Source organism: Planctobacterium marinum (genome assembly GCF_020687805.1).
Taxonomy (GTDB): domain Bacteria; phylum Pseudomonadota; class Gammaproteobacteria; order Enterobacterales; family Alteromonadaceae; genus Planctobacterium; species Planctobacterium marinum.
On sequence record NZ_JAJEWQ010000005.1, the window covers coordinates 316,736 to 333,412 of the forward strand.

Here is a 16,677-nt window from a genome sequence, read left to right on the forward strand (position 1 = left end):
GTCTCCGTTAATTTATAAACCTTTGCCTACACCGCAGCAGCACCACCAACAATCTCACTGATTTCTTGTGTGATTGCGGCCTGACGTGCTTTGTTGTATACCAGTTGTAACTCATCAATAAGGTTACCGGCGTTATCCGTAGCCGCTTTCATGGCTACCATGCGTGCAGCTTGTTCTGATGCTGCGTTTTCAACGACGCCCTGATATACCTGAGATTCAATGTAGCGAACCAACAATGTATCCAAAATCGGTTTTGGATCCGGTTCGTAGATGTAATCCCAGCGATGTTTTAAATCATCATCATCAGATTTTGGCAAAGGCAGCAATTGCTCAATTTCAGGTACTTGTGACATGGTATTTTCAAAACGATTGTTCACCAGGAAAATCTTATCCAGTTTACCTTCGTTGAATTGTTCCAACATCACCTGAACCAAACCTATAACATCACTGGCTGAAGGTGCTTCACCTAAACCGGATTCAGCAGCTAATACTTTGCCGCCGAAACGATTAAAAAAGCCGCAAGCCTTGGCACCAAGGGCCGCGAAATCAACTTCCACGCCTTTGCTTTGCCATTCCTTTACCGCTTTAGTGACAAGCTTAAACTCGTTGGTATTCAAACCACCGCACAAACCGCGGTCAGTAGAAATAACAATAAAACCAACGCGTTTAACTTCACGCTCTTCCAGATAGGGATGTTTGTATTCCAGGTTACCATGAGCAATGTGGCCGATAACCTTACGCATACTGACTGCATAAGGACGACTGGCAAGCATGCGATCTTGCGCTTTTTTCATCTTCGAAGCCGCAACCATCTCCATCGCGCTGGTGATTTTTTGCGTATTCTTGATGCTGCCGATTTTGCCTTTTATCTCTTTACCGATTGCCATCATACTCTCCTGTGATTACAAGGAATGAAGCTGACGCTTCATTCCTTCGGGTTCATCACCACGTTTGTGTTGACTTGAATTTCTCTAAGGCCGCAGCCAAAGCACCTTCAATGTCTTTGTTGTAATCACCAGAAGCGTTGATGTTGCCCATCAGCTCAGCTTCTTCACTGTTCATGTAAGAGTGTAAAGCCGATTCAAAATCCAGAACCTTGTTCAGTTCGATGTCTTTCAAAAAGCCTTTTTCTACTGCGAACAGAGAAACCGCCATATCAGCAATGGACAGAGGCGCATACTGCTTCTGCTTCATCAGCTCGGTTACGCGCTCACCATGCTCTAACTGAGCACGAGTGGCTTCATCAAGGTCAGATGCGAACTGCGAGAAAGCCGCCAATTCACGGTACTGAGCCAATGCCAAACGGATACCACCACCCAGCTTTTTGATGATTTTAGTCTGAGCTGCACCACCAACACGAGAAACTGAGATACCGGCGTTAACAGCAGGACGAATACCAGCGTTAAACAGGTTAGTTTCCAGGAAGATCTGACCATCTGTGATGGAGATTACGTTGGTAGGTACGAAAGCAGATACGTCACCGGCTTGCGTTTCAATGATAGGTAACGCAGTCAGTGAACCCGTTTTGCCTTTAACTTCACCGTTAGTGTAACGCTCTACGTAAACCGGGTTTACACGTGCAGCACGTTCTAACAAACGGGAGTGCAAATAGAAAACGTCACCTGGGTAAGCTTCACGACCTGGCGGACGACGTAACAACAATGAGATTTGACGATAAGCAACAGCCTGCTTAGACAAATCATCATAGATGATCAACGCATCTTCACCGCGGTCACGGAAGAATTCACCCATAGTACAACCAGAGTAAGGTGCCAGGTATTGCAGTGCTGCTGATTCAGAAGCAGAAGCTGCAACGACAATGGTGTGATCCATTGCACCGTGCTCTTCCAGCTTGCGCACTACGTTAGCAATAGTAGAAGCCTTCTGGCCTACCGCTACGTAGATACACTTAATGCCGGTACCTTTCTGGTTAATGATGGCATCAACAGCCAGAGCTGTTTTACCCGTCTGACGGTCACCGATAACCAGCTCACGCTGGCCACGACCGATTGGAATCATAGAGTCAACAGATTTGTAACCAGTTTGTACTGGTTGATCTACTGATTGACGGTCGATAACACCAGGTGCGATTTTTTCAACAGGTTCAAAACCTTCAGCGTCGATTGAACCTTTACCATCAATTGGCTCACCCAAAGTGTTAACAACACGGCCTAAAAGTGCACGACCTACTGGTACCTCAAGGATACGGCCGGTAGAGTTAACTTTTGTGCCTTCTTTTAAGTCTGCGTATGGACCCATGACAACTGCACCAACAGAGTCACGTTCCAGGTTCAATGCAATCGCGTAGCGATTGCCAGGAAGCTCAATCATTTCACCTTGCATTACATCTGCAAGACCGTGTACACGAATGATACCGTCAGTAACACTAACAATAGTACCTTCGTTGCGAGCTTCACTTACTACTTCAAACTGTTCAATACGTTTTTTGATCAGTTCTGCAATTTCAGTGGAATTAAGTTGCATGCCCTTTTTCCTCGTTATGCTTGTAACGCGTCCGTAAGACGGTTGAGTTTACTCTTAATGGAGCCGTCGATAACCATGTCACCAGCCTGGATTACAAAGCCGGCAATCAATTTAGGATCCACGTTACAATTCAGCTTAACTTTTCGTGCAAGGCGTTTTTCCAAAGACTGACTGATTTCCTGTTGTTGCGCATCGGAAAGGTCCGTCGCTGATGTAACATCAACGTCAATCTCTTTCTCGTATTCCGCTTTCAACTCAGTAAACAGTACCAAAATCTCTGGTAAGGCCTGTAAGCGCTTGTTTTCAGCCAAAACTTTAATAAAGTTTTGGCCATTCTCATTCAATTGTTCACCGCAAAGATTGATAAACAAATCCGCTAAGGTTTCTGCTGCGACAGCGCCGCTGAGCATTTCTTTAACAGTTTCGTTTTTGGCAACTTCTGCAGCAAAATGCAGCATATCCAGCCAGTCAGTGACGGCCTGATTTTCTACTGCGTAATCAAATGCAGCATTCGCATAGGGACGAGCAACGGTTGTCAATTCAGACATAGCTCAGTCTCCCTTATAGCTCGGTGACAAGTTTTTCAACAATGTCACTGTGTGCTGCTGAATCAATTTCACGAGCTAAGATACGCTCCGCGCCCACAACTGCCAGAGTTGCAACCTGTTTGCGAAGTTCTTCTTTAACACGATTACGTTCAGCTTCGACTTCGGCTTTACCTTGATCAATGATTTTGGCACGCTCTTCGTGACCGCGTTGAGTTTCCTCATCAACGATTTGTGTCGCGCGCTTTTTCGCTTGTTCAATGATGTCAGCCGCCTGTGCTTTTGCTTCTTTCATTTGCTCAGTTGCTTTTTTCTGAGCTAATTCGAGATCTTTCTCTGCGCGATCAGACGCAGCAAGACCATCAGCAATTTTCTTTTGGCGCTCTTCAATTGCACCCAACAGGTGGGGCCATACGTATTTCATACAGAAAAGTACGAATACGATGAAAGCAATTGATTGTCCAATTAGAGTAGCGTTGATATTCACAACCCCATCTCCTCTGTTCGTTAAAATCTAAGCCGTGTGTTTATACGAATTTCGGACCTTCAACGAACAGAATGTAAAGTGCAATAGCAACACCGATCATCGCGATCGCATCGATAAGACCAGCTACGATGAACATACGAGTTTGCAGAGCAGGCGCCAATTCAGGCTGACGAGCAGAAGACTCAAGGAATTTACCACCCAAAATACCGAAACCGATCGCCGGACCTAAAGCGCAAAGACCGATCAGGATGCCAACAGCAATATACAAATTACCTAAGATTTCCATGTTTAATTTACCTTTTAGTTAAAGTTTAAAGTTGAAGTTTAAAAAATCTTCAGCAGCGCATTTCCAAACTGGAAATACGATGCCGTTGAATCTAGTGTTTTTCGTGCGCCATGCTCAGATAAACGATACTCAGCATCATAAAAATAAATGCCTGTAACGGAATTACCAGAATATGGAACGTAGCCCAAATGAAATGCAGTGGTAGCTGGAACAAGCCCACCATCGCGATCAAAATGAAGATCAGTTCTGCTGCGTACAGGTTACCGAACAAACGCAGTGCCAGCGATAGCGGCTTAGCGAACAGAGTAACCAGTTCCAGAACCAGGTTTACCGGGATAAATGCCCAGTGATTAAAAGGATTCATAGACAGCTCCTTAACAAAGCCAAATCCTTTCACTTTAAATGAGTAGTAAATCATTAACACAAACACGCCGATAGACAGGGCAAAGGTCAGGTTAAGATCTGTAGTAGGTACCACCTTCATGTACACATCATGCGAATCCATGCCGAAGAAAGACGCGCCGATTAAACCTGCCGTAGCCGGTAACCAGTCAATCGGAATGATATCCATGATGTTCATCAACAATACCCACATGAATATCGTTAATGCCAGAGGTGCAATAACCGGGTTTCTGCCATGGAAAGTACTGTTAACGGTATCGTTAACAAATTCCACGATCATCTCGATGAAGCACTGAAACTTACCTGGTACACCGGTATCCGCTTTTTTAGCCGCACTTCTAAAAATGGCTAAAAACAAAATACCTAACGCAATTGACCAACCCAGGGTATCAATATGCCAAACCCAAAATCCACTATCCGCACATGCTTTATTGAAGGCCAGACCCGTATCGGTCGAGCACATCTTTGCATTGGTTAAGTGGTGCAAAATATATTGTGAACCTGTCAGTTCACCACCAGATGCAGCCATTTTCTATCCTAAATGTTTAAGTTTAAAAATCTTTTCAGGCAACGTGTTTGTTATTCACACGGTGCAAAATAATCAGTATTGGGTACTGCAGTAACAACATGCTGCAAAACCCTAAAATCACTTTCGCTTTATCCAAAAAGGGAATTTGGTAAATGGCCATGAAAGCCAACAACACCAGCAACAATTTTAATTTGTTCCCTTTTTTCATGCTGTTTACGACTTCTCTGGTTTTACTGGCGCCGGAAAAGCGGAACACATAAAACGCGAAAACAGCATTGGTCAATACGCTCAATGTTCCACCAGTGACTACGGAGATTGCGGAGGAGAGGCCATCCATCAGAAAAAATACCATACCTGACAGGATGACTATCGCAAATTGCAAGACTAGCATCTGTTTGGCCAACCTTTTACCGGCTTTTGCCAAATCCATAAGCTAAGAGTTCCTCATAGGGTCACACAGAAACTTAAAGCGCGAAAAGTATACTGCTTTAAAACCAGTTTTCAAGCCAAACCGCTCTAAGTCTGAAAGATCCGGTTACATTATCATCACAGAATTACTTTACCGCGACGTTTTTATGAATTCTTTTCAATATGGGACAAAATCCCGTCTAATTGTTCCAGGGTGCCAAAGTTGATCACCAGCTTGCCTTTGCCTTTGGCATTATGAGAGATGGCAACAGTGGTGCCGAGATTTTCACCCAGACGATTTTCCAGACTTTTTACATCCGGGTCTTCTACCGGTTCTGCTTTTTCCGGCTTAGGTTGCATAATTTTGCGCACCAGTGACTCGGTATCTCTGACGGTTAACCCTTTGTTGGCCACCGTTTGTGCTGCTTCACTTTGTTTTTCACCTTCCAGGGTTAACAAGGCTCTGGCGTGCCCCATCTCAATATCACCGTGTTCCAGTAAGGTTTTAACATCCTCATTGAGATTATTCAGACGTAAAAGATTCGTTACGGTGGTGCGGGATTTGCCTACCGCTTCGGCCACTTCCTGGTGGGTCAACTCAAATTCCAAAATTAATCTTTCCAGTGCCTGGGCTTCTTCCATGGCATTGAGATCTTCGCGCTGAATGTTCTCAATCAGGGCAATGGCAACAGCCACTTCATCCGGCACGTCTTTAATCAGGCAAGGCACTACGTCCAGTTCAGCAAGCTGCGCTGCACGCCAACGACGTTCACCGGCAATAATTTCATATTTGTTTTCAGCCATCTGGCGAACCACGATAGGCTGGATAATTCCTTGCGAACGAATGGAGGAGGCCAGTTCTTCCAGTGCTTCCGGAGACATGTCTTTACGAGGTTGATAGCGACCAGGCTGTAAAAATTCCACCGGCAGTTTTTGTAATTCGCCTTTGTTTTCCGCTATCTCAGGCACATCATCGATTTTCACTTCGCGCTGTGTCTGGCTGGTTGCTAGCAAGGCATCTAAGCCCCGTCCTAATCCTCTTTTCTTCGCTGACATAATAATCTCTTGGACAATACTGGCAATTACCTGAAGGTAATCGGATTTTACAGGCCGGACGTCAGTCCGACCGCTTTGTCAAAACGACCTGGTATTGTCGGACCAAAGCCCGAACTACAGGTTTGATTTACTTTTTACCCCGACGCAAAATTTCACCGGCCAGCGCCAGGTAGGCCTTGGCACCTGTGGATGATTTTTCGTAATACATGGCAGGCGCACCAAAACTGGGCGCTTCTGCCAGACGCACATTACGGGGGATAACGGTGCGATATACCTGCTCCCCAAAATGCCGCTTTAGTTGTTCAGATACATCGTTGGCCAGTCGGTTGCGCGGGTCGTACATGGTGCGTAACACGCCTTCGATTTTCAGCTGTGGGTTAACCACTGACGCCAACTTCTGAATGGTATCCAGCAGTGCCGTTAAACCTTCCAGCGCGTAATACTCACACTGCATAGGCACTAATACGGAATCGGCTGCTGCCATGGCATTTACCGTTAACTGACTGAGGGAAGGGGGGCAGTCAATAAAAATAAAATCGTAGTGCTCGCGTACCGGCTGAATGGCATTGCGCAGTCGCAATTCGCGGGCAAAGACTTCCATCAGTTTGATTTCAGCGGCAGTAACGTCGCCGTTGGCTGCCACCAGATGATATTTACCTGTGGTGGCTTCAACAATCACATCCTGAATCGGTTTTTCTTCAATCAATAACTCGTAAGCTGTTGATTCCACCTCGTATTTATCAATGCCACTACCCATAGTTGCATTGCCCTGGGGATCGAGATCTATCAACAACACTTTGCGCTTCGTTGCCGCCATAGAGGCAGCCACATTGACCGCGGTAGTGGTTTTACCCACACCACCTTTTTGATTTGCTATTGCGATTACCTTGCCCAAAACTATTCTTCCAATTCTGTTTTTTTCATGGTTATCAGATAACGATCTGCGTCCAGTCCCGGTACTACAATTTGCTCTGCCTTAAGCACAGAAAACTGCGCCGGCAAAGCCTGCAATTCCTGCTCAGGATATTGTCCTTTGAGCGCCAAAAATGCACCGTTTTGGTTAGTCAGGTGATGACACCACTGTAACATATCGGCAATTGACGCAAAGGCTCGACTGATAACACCATCAAAGGCAGAGTCGGGTTGAAAATCCTCAACCCTGGATTGCACAGGCTCTATATTAGTAAGAGATAATTCATATGCAACCTGTTTAATGAACCTGATGCGCTTTCCTAAGCTGTCTAACAACGTAAAATGTTTATCAGGATTCATAATGGCCAGTGGAATGCCGGGTAATCCCGGTCCGGTTCCTACGTCGACATAGCGTTGTGCTGACAGGAAAGGAGCAATAGCAATGGAGTCCAGAATATGGACATAAAGCATTTGCTCCGGATCTCTGACCGAGGTGAGATTATAGGCCTTGTTCCATTTGTGCAGCAATTGCAAAAAACTCAGCAGTTTTTGTTTTTGCTCCGCGGAAACAGACAAGCCAAGTTGTTGCACTGCATTATCAAAATCCAGTGCAATTTTTTCAAAGGGAAAATTCATCAGGCGGATTTACGCAATAAACCGTGTTTTTTCAGATAAACCAATAATAACGAAATCGCCGCTGGCGTGATACCAGAAATTCGGGAAGCCTGACCGATAGTTTCGGGTCTGGCATCCGATAATTTTGCCACCACTTCGTTAGACAACCCGGAAATAACAGAAAAATCCATATCCGCAGGGATCTTGGTATGCTCATTGCGCTTGGTGCGTTCAATCTCATCCATCTGACGAGCAATGTATCCCGCGTACTTGATTTGAATTTCCACCTGTTCCGCTGCTTGCTCATTGGCATCCAGTAAACCGGAATCCAGTGCTGGCAATGACATCAGTGTGGCGTAAGTCATTTCCGGTCTGCGGATCAGCTCTTCCAGTGAGTGTTCGCGGGTAACCGGGTTTTTCAAAATACTGTTCAGCTCTGGTACTACCGGGTGTTTTGGATGCACCCAGGTAGAGCGCAAACGCTGTTTTTCCTGCTCTACCGCTTCCACTTTGGCATTAAACGCCTGCCAGCGATGTTCATCCACCAAACCGGCTTTGTAGCCTAATTCGGTTAAGCGAATATCAGCGTTGTCTTCCCGCAGCAACAGGCGATATTCGGCGCGACTGGTAAACATGCGGTACGGCTCTTTGGTACCCAGGGTAGCCAAATCGTCAATCAATACCCCAAGATAAGCCTGTTCGCGACCTAAGATCAGAGGATCTTTGCCCAGTACCTGCAGCGCGGCATTAGCGCCCGCCATCAACCCCTGAGCACCGGCTTCTTCATAGCCTGTAGTACCGTTGATTTGACCGGCGAAAAACAGGCCATTCACAAATTTGGTTTCCAGGGTTTGTTTCAGATCTCTGGGATCAAAAAAGTCATATTCGATGGCATATCCGGGGCGAATGACATGGGCGTTTTCGAAACCGCGAATACTGTGGATCAATGCCATCTGGACATCGAACGGTAAACTGGTGGAGATCCCATTGGGGTAGACTTCAATGGAATTCAGACCTTCGGGCTCGACAAAAATCTGATGCGTTTCCTTATCGGCAAAACGCATGATTTTGTCTTCGATGGAAGGACAATAACGTGGACCTATGCCTTCAATCACACCGGTGTACATAGGAGAACGGTCCAGTCCGGAGCGGATAATATCGTGGGTCCGGCTATTGGTGTGGGTGATGTAACAGGAAATCTGCCGCGGATGTTGCTCTCTGTTTCCCAGATAGGAAAACACCGGTAACGGTGTATCGCCCGGTTGTTCCTGCATCACAGAATAATCCAGACTGCGGGCATCCAGTCGGGCAGGGGTACCGGTTTTTAATCTGTCGACTCTGAACGGCAATGCCCGCAAACGTTTTGCCAGGGCATTGGAAGGGGCATCACCTGCACGCCCCCCTTGATGATTTTCCAGCCCAATATGGATCACGCCACCGAGGAACGTACCAGCTGTAAGCACGACTGCTTTGGCTTTAAAGCGCACGCCCATCTGAGTAACAACACCCACGATCTGATCGTTTTCGATAATAAAGTCATCGCAGGATTGCTGGAAAATAGTGAGATTTTCCTGATGTTCCAGTTTATGACGAATGTGACTGCGATACAGCGCTCTGTCTGCCTGGGCACGGGTAGCCCGAACCGCGGGTCCTTTACTGGCATTTAAGGTGCGAAACTGAATACCGGCGTGATCGATGGCCACCGCCATTTCACCCCCTAAGGCATCAATTTCTTTAACTAAGTGTCCTTTACCTATACCGCCTATTGCGGGATTACAAGACATCTGACCCAGAGTTTCCATATTTTGGGTTAACAGAAGCGTGCGTACACCTATTCTGGCTGCTGCTAATGCAGCCTCAGTGCCGGCATGTCCACCACCGACAATGATCACATCGTAATCTTGTGCGTAAATCATCAATAGCCTCTGTTAAAAATGGGGCGCTTATTCTATACACAAATTTGTATTTGTAAACTGATTATATTTTAGTCAGTTTGCAAATGTTAGCGGTTTTCTCCAAACCTTATAAAAAATAAAGATCTGTATAGATCTTTTATTATTTTTATTATTAAGCACCAGAAAGTCTGTGGAAAAGTCAATATAATTTAATAAAAACAATGTCTTACGAGTTTAATAAGTTGTCATTTAAAGCTGTATATTACGGGTGTATTACGGTGATAAGTGGTATAGTTATCCACATAGGCAAAAGTGATCAAACGTTGTTCAACGATCTTCGAACCATGATCTCACCCTTTATTCCCGTATTTATCCACAGGTGTTCATAATTTTTGTTTTTCATGTGTATAACTTGTGATCTGCGTTATTTATCGCGAAATCTTCTGTGTGCATAACTTTTGATCAATAAATTGCAGTTAAGTGCAAAATAAATCGTTTTAAGATTCAGGCGTTTATAAACCAGGCAAAAGTAGCGGTTATTTTGTGCTTTTTTATTAGGGAGCTGATGATTTTCTTAGTTTGCTGGCAGGTAATAGTGGGTTATTCACAGTGTTAATTATGTGGAAAAGAAGCTTTTTAGTGCTTTTGTATCGAAATCGGTAGGTCGAGATTCAGTTTTTCAGTGCTGTTTTAACCATTTTCTATAGTTTTCCTTGAGGCCAAATCTGATTAGATCAGATGTCTTTTAACCATCTTCGAAATTTTAAACTGAAGTGACTTGATTGCGTTTTTCTTAGGGGAGCACCCCCATTTGCCCTTGGCGCGAGAAACATAATCCAAAATAGCAGAGTCAGCATGACCGCCAATGACAGCGCATCCCTGCGCTGGCATTGGCTGCGACAACATCCCTGTTGTCACTCATGCTGACTATTTCTGCTATTTAGTATTATCTCGCGAAAGGGCCTGATACCAGCGGGCTTCGAATATACATCAGCGGGGCTTTAACAAAATTGAAATTGATGCCGCCAGATTAAATTGATTGCGAACTTGTAAGCTCCGAGTTTTGATATTGCTTTTCTTAGGGGAGCTCCCCTAAAACCCCCATTTGCCCTTGGCGCGAGAAGCATAATCCAAAATAGCAGAGTCAGCATGACCGCCAATGACAGCGCGTCCCTGCGCTGGCATTGGCTGCGACAACATCCCTGTTGTCACTCATGCTAACTATTTCTGCTATTTTGGCTTATCTCGCGAAAGGGCCAGATACCAACAGACTTCGAACTATACATTGTTGGGGTTTTAATAAAATTGAAATGGGTGTCGTTGTAACTCGAATGTCAGTTCATTCCGTATACCAGTCTGTCGAGACTTTTTAGGCTGACTGCCTACTGATCTTCCAAAGAAGACAGCCATTAATTATTCTGGTTAGGGGACCAAAAGGGTCGGGTTCACTGAAACTGATATTCAATACTCCTTCTGACTAAACTGAGCCAGTTTCGGTAGGTTATTAATTTTCTGGCCATGGGCAGTTGGTTATTGAGATCACGATGATTTAACAACTGTTTTCAACAAACCTGACCCCGTAGGTATTCGTTTAACACTCAATTTTGAGGAAGGGATTCGCCCATAATGCACGGGACTTGCCCCACGCTATTCTTCGCAATATGCGACCTCATGGAATTCTTTATGGGTAACCAGTGCCAAAAAAATTATGCTATGTTTGTTTATGCTAGCCTCCAAATGATTTAGTCTTGAACAAACTAATTATGGCTCTGGTGAAAGCTAACCCACGAAAATGCGGAGGCTAGCACTTTCAAAAGGAGTCATTGTGTCTAGGGCACAAGGAGTAAATTCTACCTATGTATGATGTTGATGAATCATATGAAACCGCTCGCGATTTTTTTAATGGAATGCTTGGAGAAAATACCTTTGAGCCAAAAACTGTTTTTGATGTCAGTGATAAAGTCACTAGTAGCTATATTTTTCGCGGTCATGCTCAAAAAGAGTGGAGCCTTTTGCCAACGGCACATCGAGAAAATAACGGGTTAGAAGGGTATACACCTCAACCTCCTTCTAAAGATAGATCTAGTATTCATAGTGATTTTATTAAATCACAAACCCATGCAGAGCTTCGGTCTGTTTATCTATTTTTAGAGGCCGCAGATCATATTGGAATCACAACTCCTCTCGATTATAGCCTGTTCAAAGAAATAGTTGATGGCTCAGATGATATTTTTAATCCCTCACTATTACCCTGCATTGCCCTCGCACAGCATCATGGGGTGCCCACAAGGTTGCTAGATTGGACCGAATCGCTATTTGTTGCAGCTTACTTCGCGGCAAAATCAGCTTTATTACAACCAGTTGACTCGTACTTTTCTGTAGTCTGCTTGAATGTCCATATGCTGAATGCAATTGACAGTGTTGAGTTGGTATCGGCGCCCAAAGCGGGTAATAGATTTTTGAGAGCTCAGCGAGGATTGTTTACATTAATAAACTCCGCAAACATTTTTTTCAAAGAGCATGGAAAATGGCCTTCTTTAGAAGACATTATTGCTGAAGAAAAGCCTAACTTAGAGTATGTAAAGCCTAGTGCTATTCGTTTATCCCTACCTGTTTCTGAAGCTGGCTCGCTGTTAAAGTTACTCTATAAAATCGACATATCAGAGCTAACTATTATGCCTTCGCTTGATAGTGCTGCGGAACACTTTAAATATAAAAAAGCACTATGGAAGTAGACAAAAGTGCCCTAACAATCGCATCAAGTCGGCCGGTGAAAAGCGGGGGCTGGAGCACCAAAATTGCGCGGCATTTAGTTTTGTGCGTTGCCCAATTTAAGCCAAATTCAGCTTCGTTTTGTTGCCTTTTATACGGGTGTTAGTGACTGGCAGCTATGGTGTGTTAGCAGTCAGTCGAGAAGTACAAGGTGAGTGACAGATATCTTAAACAATCGGTCATCTTAACAAGTTAAGTGCATCATCTTTTTTCTGATTCATGACATAATCCTCTATTGTAAAGTTCGAAGTGCGTTGGTATCAGGCCCATTCGCGAGATAAGCGAAAAGGACAGGTAAAACCTGAAGATGGGCAACAGGGATGTTGCTCAAATCAATGCAAGTATAGGGACATACTTTCATTGATGGTCTTCAGGTTCTGTCCTTGCAGCTTATGTTTTCTCGCGCCATGGGCGAATGGGGGTTTAAGGGGATCGCCCCTTAGAAGAATCACATCAGATCACAGATATTGAAGGATTACGGTTTGCTAAGATAGTATTAAAAGCATTGAACGATGATTTATCCCGTTGAAAACGGAGAAATGTATGTCCAGGTGGTAGAGGTTACACCTCATGATTATCGCAGGAGGTCATAATGGTAGATTTTCAAAAAGCTAAGAAGCGAGTTTCAATATCGAGCGGCGAATCAGTCCGCATCATGCGCGAGCTTCAGGAACTAAGTCAAAATGATTTAGCGAAATTGGCGGATATTCCACAATCAACGATATCGGCTATAGAAAACGATCGTGTCAATTTAGGAGTAGAGCGCGCAAAGTCTCTGGCGAGAGCTTTAAAATGCCATCCAGCTGTGCTTGTTTTTCCAGGCTGGGAAGTAGAAGGTGAGGACGCGGCATAACCTAAAGAAATAGTTCAACTCCAAACTGGGAATGTTAGTTATGCAACCTCATGGAACTTTTCTTTTTTTGAGCCCTGCGAAAAAGACATTCACGCCATCCATGGTGCTCAATTCCGACCTACATTCGATAAGCAACTGCCGAATATTGGTTTCGGCAGTTGAACAGCCAGTCACGTTAGTGCTTTATTTCACCTGATTAGGGCTGTAGCCTGAATTTGGCGTGTATCCGCCAGAAGGGTCGTCCAGCAGTTCATCACGGCGGCTGGGGCCGCTGAATTTAACCTTGTAGGTATCGTATTCTTTGATGGATTCAAAGCAGTACTGACCCAGAGCGTTTTGCAGTTGGGGCAGATCGTGGTTAGTGATCAAAATGCAGTTCTTTTTGTTGGCCAGACGCTGCCTTAACAGATTGCCTAACCAGCTTTGAGCATTTTTGTTGAGCTGGGTTTCGTTAACGCAGACTTCATCCAGGATCAGCAAATCCACTTCAATCAAATCCCGGTTAATTTCCCGGAATTTTTCCGCCACATTGTCCTGCGCTTTGTAATCCCAGGAGAAAAAGCGCAGTTCCAGTAAACTGGATAACTGGCGATACAACACGGTGATCTCATGTTCAGTGATCAGTTCATGGGCGATAGCGCCGGCAATATGGGATTTGCCGCGACCGTAATCGCCGTAAAACAGCATCAAATGGGAGCCGCTTTCACGCCAGCTGACATCCTGGTGAGCGGCAATAAAGCTTTTGGCAATACTGACGGCTTCCACGACGTCCTGGCTGTCTAATGCCAGATTGTCGAAAATCCATTTGGGATTGAGATCAGATTTACCCTGCAAGGTGGTGACTCTTTGCAAACGCGCCTGTTGCTGGGCCTGTTGTACTTCCTGATTTGCTTGCAACTCATAGACCTTGCGCATGGATTGATAATCCATGGCCGGTGTCGACTCCAGATTTTTGCCCAGGGTTTGCGAAAATTTTCTTAATTTGTCGTTAAGATTTTCCATGATATTTGTCTATAAGCTTCTTGGTATTTTCATCTATGACGACTTCAGGTTGTTTTTTAACTTGCTGATAGCCGACGATTGCATCCGGATTGTAGCCTTTGAGTTGGCGTGTTTTCCGGATATGCAGCACGAACTTTTGGGTCCATTGCCACTCTGAATACTGCTGTTCGGGTCTGCCAAGCCAGTAGGCCACAAACTCGCCCAATTCGGTGTCTGAGTATTCTTTCTGAATTATACCCACCAATTGTGCGATTTCATTAAAGGTTTTTTGTTTAGGTTGCCAGTCTTTGCCGAGTCTGAAACGCGTCTGAGTTTCCTGCGGGCTGTCTTGCAGAATTAAAGGCAGTCTGAACTGCACACCGCTTAAGGAGCCACTGTCGTCGATGTCAGTTAAGGGCTGTAGCAGGCCCTCGGCAATCAGCTCAACGATAAATTCGTTGATTTCCCGGCCAAGTGAGATGTCAGCGCCGCCGTTATTCAATAATTCCTGGATGGCTTTATAGCTGAGTGCGGCACAAATACCCGTGTGTATATTGACCGATGGACGGAAGTAGAGCAAATACAGAATTCTTGAATAATTGTGCAGTGGTTTGGTGAGGTACTGCAGTTCAGTTTGATTCAAGTAAACCGTCCTTTAATAAAGTCGCAAACCAGTCACCGGCCACTTCTTCGGGAATGGGGTGCTCCAGGACATCGATACAAAATATCTCGGCTAAGGGGTTTGCATTGCTGCGCTGCATTAAATCATACAAGGTTTTGCCGGCAACACAAAAAGTGTCGTAGCTGGAATCTCCCAGAGCTATCACGATAAACCGGACCTGGTGCAGATCCAAATCGGGCAGGGCTTTGGCAAAGGCCTGGATATTATCCGGTAAATCACCGGCGCCATGGGTAGAACTGCAGATGATCCAGGTCCCCTGCAAAGGGATATTGTTTATATCAGGTTGCAGATGTAATTCACTGGGCAGAGACTGCTGCTCCAGTAATGACTGAATCTGCTCTGCCACATATTCGGTTGCGCCTAACATGGAGCCGGTAATGATCTGAATTTGAGATTGCATTATTTACCAATACAAAAAGAAGAGAAAATACGGCCCAGCAAATCATCGGAGCTGAATTCGCCGGTGATTTCATTGAGAAACTGCTGTGCGACACGCAACTCTTCGGCTAACAGTTCACCGGCCCGAAACTCGGTCAGCTGCTCGTAGCCATTGTTAATATGCTCCTGAGCTGCCTGCAGCGCTTTTACGTGTCGGGAGCGGGCACTGAACTGGCCTTCGGTGGTCTGGTTGTAGCCCATGCATTGCTTCAGGTGTTGCTTTAATTGTTCAATGCCGTCGCCGTTGTTGGCAGACAGAGAGACTATCGGATATTCGCCCTGGTGAAACCCCGGTGTTTCGCCACTTAAGTCCACCTTGTTTCTGACCAAAGTGATCTTGTTACTATCCGGCAGCTGAGCGTGAAACTCTGGCCAGAGCAAGGCCGGATCACTGGCATCCGATTCGGTGCTGTCCACCAGAAGCAAAATGCGGTCGGCTTCTTTTATTTCCTGCCAGGCTCGTTCTATTCCAATTTGTTCCACTTTGTCGGGACTTTCTCTGAGTCCGGCGGTATCGATGATGTGCAGCGGCATGCCATCAATGTGGATATGTTCTCGTAGTACATCACGGGTGGTACCGGCAATATCCGTGACGATAGCAGATTCTTTGCCGGCCAGCTGGTTAAGCAGACTGGATTTACCGGCATTGGGACGACCGGCGATCACCACCTTCATGCCGTCTCTTAAAATGCTGCCCTGTTTGGCCTGCTCCAGGGTTTGTTGCATTTTGGTTTTCAGGGCATTCACGCCTTCAGTCACTGTGCTGTCTGCCAGAAAATCGATTTCTTCTTCCGGGAAATCAATGGCAGCTTCAACGTACATGCGCAAATGAATAACCTGTTCCACCAGTTCGTGAATGTGTTTGGAGAACTCGCCCTGCAGGGAGCGCATTGCACTTTCTACGGCCTGAGCAGAAGAAGCATCAATTATATCTGCGATGGCTTCTGCCTGGGTGAGATCCAGTTTGTCATTTAAAAAGGCTCGTTGGCTGAATTCGCCTGGATTGGCAAATCGCACACCGTCCATTTTAACGATTTCATCCAGCAACATGGACAACAGTACCTGACCACCGTGACCCTGCAGTTCTAATACATCTTCACCGGTAAAAGAGTGGGGGGCTTTGAAAAATAGCGCAATGCCCTGATCCAGTACCTGCTGATTACTGTCGTAAAATGGCAGGTATTCTGCCATTCTGACTTTCGGTACTTTGCCCAGTAACCGGTTGGCTACTTCACTGGCCAGTTTGCCGGATACACGGATGATACCCACACCGCCTTTTCCCGGCGCGGTAGCTTGCGCAATAATGGTATCCTGGTCACTGGCCAACATAGT

At 45.4% G+C, this 16,677-nt stretch carries 17 protein-coding genes; 2 read left to right on the forward strand and 15 right to left on the reverse strand.

Going from position 1 to position 16,677, the window contains the following annotated elements; all coding sequences use genetic code 11:
• Positions 1 to 26: 26 nt before the first annotated feature.
• The 11 genes from atpG to mnmG all read right to left on the reverse strand — a co-directional run bounded on the left by atpG (position 27) and on the right by mnmG (position 9,640).
• On the reverse strand, positions 27 to 887 hold the full coding sequence (gene atpG / locus LJ740_RS17620) for a F0F1 ATP synthase subunit gamma (protein WP_229530435.1): 861 nt from the start codon (positions 885 to 887) through the stop codon (positions 27 to 29).
• A gap of 55 nt (positions 888 to 942) precedes the next feature.
• Positions 943 to 2,484 carry a F0F1 ATP synthase subunit alpha gene (gene atpA / locus LJ740_RS17625; RefSeq protein WP_229530436.1) on the reverse strand — a complete coding sequence of 514 codons (1,542 nt, stop codon included), beginning with the start codon at positions 2,482 to 2,484 and terminating at the stop codon, positions 943 to 945.
• 14 nt (positions 2,485 to 2,498) lie between these two features.
• A complete protein-coding gene (atpH, locus tag LJ740_RS17630; RefSeq protein WP_229530437.1) occupies positions 2,499 to 3,032 on the reverse strand; it encodes a F0F1 ATP synthase subunit delta in 534 nt (177 codons plus the stop codon).
• A 13-nt stretch (positions 3,033 to 3,045) separates the two neighbouring features.
• Positions 3,046 to 3,516: a F0F1 ATP synthase subunit B gene (atpF, locus tag LJ740_RS17635; RefSeq protein WP_229530438.1), complete on the reverse strand. Its 471-nt coding sequence runs from the start codon at positions 3,514 to 3,516 to the stop codon at positions 3,046 to 3,048.
• Between the two features lie 40 nt (positions 3,517 to 3,556).
• The gene (gene atpE, locus LJ740_RS17640; protein ID WP_229530439.1) at positions 3,557 to 3,802 is read right to left on the reverse strand and encodes a F0F1 ATP synthase subunit C; all 246 of its coding nucleotides are present in this window, start codon (positions 3,800 to 3,802) and stop codon (positions 3,557 to 3,559) included.
• 91 nt (positions 3,803 to 3,893) lie between these two features.
• On the reverse strand, positions 3,894 to 4,733 hold the full coding sequence (gene atpB, locus LJ740_RS17645; RefSeq protein WP_229530440.1) for a F0F1 ATP synthase subunit A: 840 nt from the start codon (positions 4,731 to 4,733) through the stop codon (positions 3,894 to 3,896).
• 34 nt (positions 4,734 to 4,767) lie between these two features.
• The gene (locus LJ740_RS17650; protein ID WP_229530441.1) at positions 4,768 to 5,163 is read right to left on the reverse strand and encodes an ATP synthase subunit I; all 396 of its coding nucleotides are present in this window, start codon (positions 5,161 to 5,163) and stop codon (positions 4,768 to 4,770) included.
• Positions 5,164 to 5,306: 143 nt separating this feature from the next.
• A complete protein-coding gene (locus LJ740_RS17655) occupies positions 5,307 to 6,197 on the reverse strand; it encodes a ParB/RepB/Spo0J family partition protein (RefSeq protein ID WP_229530442.1) in 891 nt (296 codons plus the stop codon).
• A gap of 127 nt (positions 6,198 to 6,324) precedes the next feature.
• Positions 6,325 to 7,092 carry a ParA family protein gene (locus LJ740_RS17660; protein ID WP_229530443.1) on the reverse strand — a complete coding sequence of 256 codons (768 nt, stop codon included), beginning with the start codon at positions 7,090 to 7,092 and terminating at the stop codon, positions 6,325 to 6,327.
• A 2-nt stretch (positions 7,093 to 7,094) separates the two neighbouring features.
• Positions 7,095 to 7,745 carry a 16S rRNA (guanine(527)-N(7))-methyltransferase RsmG gene (rsmG, locus tag LJ740_RS17665; protein WP_229530444.1) on the reverse strand — a complete coding sequence of 217 codons (651 nt, stop codon included), beginning with the start codon at positions 7,743 to 7,745 and terminating at the stop codon, positions 7,095 to 7,097.
• Positions 7,745 to 9,640: a tRNA uridine-5-carboxymethylaminomethyl(34) synthesis enzyme MnmG gene (gene mnmG, locus LJ740_RS17670; RefSeq protein ID WP_229530445.1), complete on the reverse strand. Its 1,896-nt coding sequence runs from the start codon at positions 9,638 to 9,640 to the stop codon at positions 7,745 to 7,747. The genes rsmG and mnmG overlap by 1 nt, the downstream gene beginning before the upstream one ends.
• Before the next feature lie 1,835 nt (positions 9,641 to 11,475).
• On the opposite strand from mnmG, the gene LJ740_RS17675 reads away from it, so the two are divergent.
• Positions 11,476 to 12,354, forward strand: a complete 879-nt coding sequence (locus tag LJ740_RS17675; protein WP_229530446.1) for an FRG domain-containing protein — start codon at positions 11,476 to 11,478, stop codon at positions 12,352 to 12,354.
• 629 nt (positions 12,355 to 12,983) lie between these two features.
• The gene (locus LJ740_RS17680) at positions 12,984 to 13,244 is read left to right on the forward strand and encodes a helix-turn-helix transcriptional regulator (protein ID WP_229530447.1); all 261 of its coding nucleotides are present in this window, start codon (positions 12,984 to 12,986) and stop codon (positions 13,242 to 13,244) included.
• 183 nt (positions 13,245 to 13,427) lie between these two features.
• On the opposite strand, the gene LJ740_RS17685 is transcribed toward LJ740_RS17680, so the two are convergent.
• The 4 genes from LJ740_RS17685 to mnmE are packed head-to-tail and all read right to left on the reverse strand — an operon-like array spanning position 13,428 to position 16,674.
• Positions 13,428 to 14,246, reverse strand: coding sequence for an ATP-binding protein (locus tag LJ740_RS17685; RefSeq protein WP_229530448.1), 819 nt, complete (start codon positions 14,244 to 14,246; stop codon positions 13,428 to 13,430).
• A complete protein-coding gene (locus LJ740_RS17690; protein WP_229530449.1) occupies positions 14,233 to 14,868 on the reverse strand; it encodes a DnaT-like ssDNA-binding domain-containing protein in 636 nt (211 codons plus the stop codon). Before LJ740_RS17690 ends, LJ740_RS17685 begins: the two co-directional genes overlap by 14 nt.
• Positions 14,855 to 15,307: an FMN-binding protein MioC gene (gene mioC, locus LJ740_RS17695; RefSeq protein WP_229530450.1), complete on the reverse strand. Its 453-nt coding sequence runs from the start codon at positions 15,305 to 15,307 to the stop codon at positions 14,855 to 14,857. The genes LJ740_RS17690 and mioC overlap by 14 nt, the downstream gene beginning before the upstream one ends.
• Entirely contained in the window at positions 15,307 to 16,674 is a 1,368-nt protein-coding gene (gene mnmE, locus LJ740_RS17700) for a tRNA uridine-5-carboxymethylaminomethyl(34) synthesis GTPase MnmE (RefSeq protein ID WP_229530451.1), read from the reverse strand. Before mnmE ends, mioC begins: the two co-directional genes overlap by 1 nt.
• Positions 16,675 to 16,677 lie beyond the last annotated feature (3 nt).

What these genes read in the sequence shown, in the direction of transcription:
- atpG (WP_229530435.1), bottom strand. Translation starts at nt 887, where the DNA reads ATGGCAATCGGTAAAGAGATAAAAGGCAAAATCGGCAGCATCAAGAAT.
- atpA (WP_229530436.1), bottom strand. Translation starts at nt 2,484, where the DNA reads ATGCAACTTAATTCCACTGAAATTGCAGAACTGATCAAAAAACGTATT.
- atpH (WP_229530437.1), bottom strand. Translation starts at nt 3,032, where the DNA reads ATGTCTGAATTGACAACCGTTGCTCGTCCCTATGCGAATGCTGCATTT.
- atpE (WP_229530439.1), bottom strand. Translation starts at nt 3,802, where the DNA reads ATGGAAATCTTAGGTAATTTGTATATTGCTGTTGGCATCCTGATCGGT.
- atpB (WP_229530440.1), bottom strand. Translation starts at nt 4,733, where the DNA reads ATGGCTGCATCTGGTGGTGAACTGACAGGTTCACAATATATTTTGCAC.
- LJ740_RS17650 (WP_229530441.1), bottom strand. Translation starts at nt 5,163, where the DNA reads ATGGATTTGGCAAAAGCCGGTAAAAGGTTGGCCAAACAGATGCTAGTC.
- LJ740_RS17655 (WP_229530442.1), bottom strand. Translation starts at nt 6,197, where the DNA reads ATGTCAGCGAAGAAAAGAGGATTAGGACGGGGCTTAGATGCCTTGCTA.
- rsmG (WP_229530444.1), bottom strand. Translation starts at nt 7,745, where the DNA reads ATGAATTTTCCCTTTGAAAAAATTGCACTGGATTTTGATAATGCAGTG.
- mnmG (WP_229530445.1), bottom strand. Translation starts at nt 9,640, where the DNA reads ATGATTTACGCACAAGATTACGATGTGATCATTGTCGGTGGTGGACAT.
- LJ740_RS17675 (WP_229530446.1), top strand. Translation starts at nt 11,476, where the DNA reads ATGTATGATGTTGATGAATCATATGAAACCGCTCGCGATTTTTTTAAT.
- LJ740_RS17680 (WP_229530447.1), top strand. Translation starts at nt 12,984, where the DNA reads ATGGTAGATTTTCAAAAAGCTAAGAAGCGAGTTTCAATATCGAGCGGC.
- LJ740_RS17685 (WP_229530448.1), bottom strand. Translation starts at nt 14,246, where the DNA reads ATGGAAAATCTTAACGACAAATTAAGAAAATTTTCGCAAACCCTGGGC.
- mioC (WP_229530450.1), bottom strand. Translation starts at nt 15,307, where the DNA reads ATGCAATCTCAAATTCAGATCATTACCGGCTCCATGTTAGGCGCAACC.
- mnmE (WP_229530451.1), bottom strand. Translation starts at nt 16,674, where the DNA reads ATGTTGGCCAGTGACCAGGATACCATTATTGCGCAAGCTACCGCGCCG.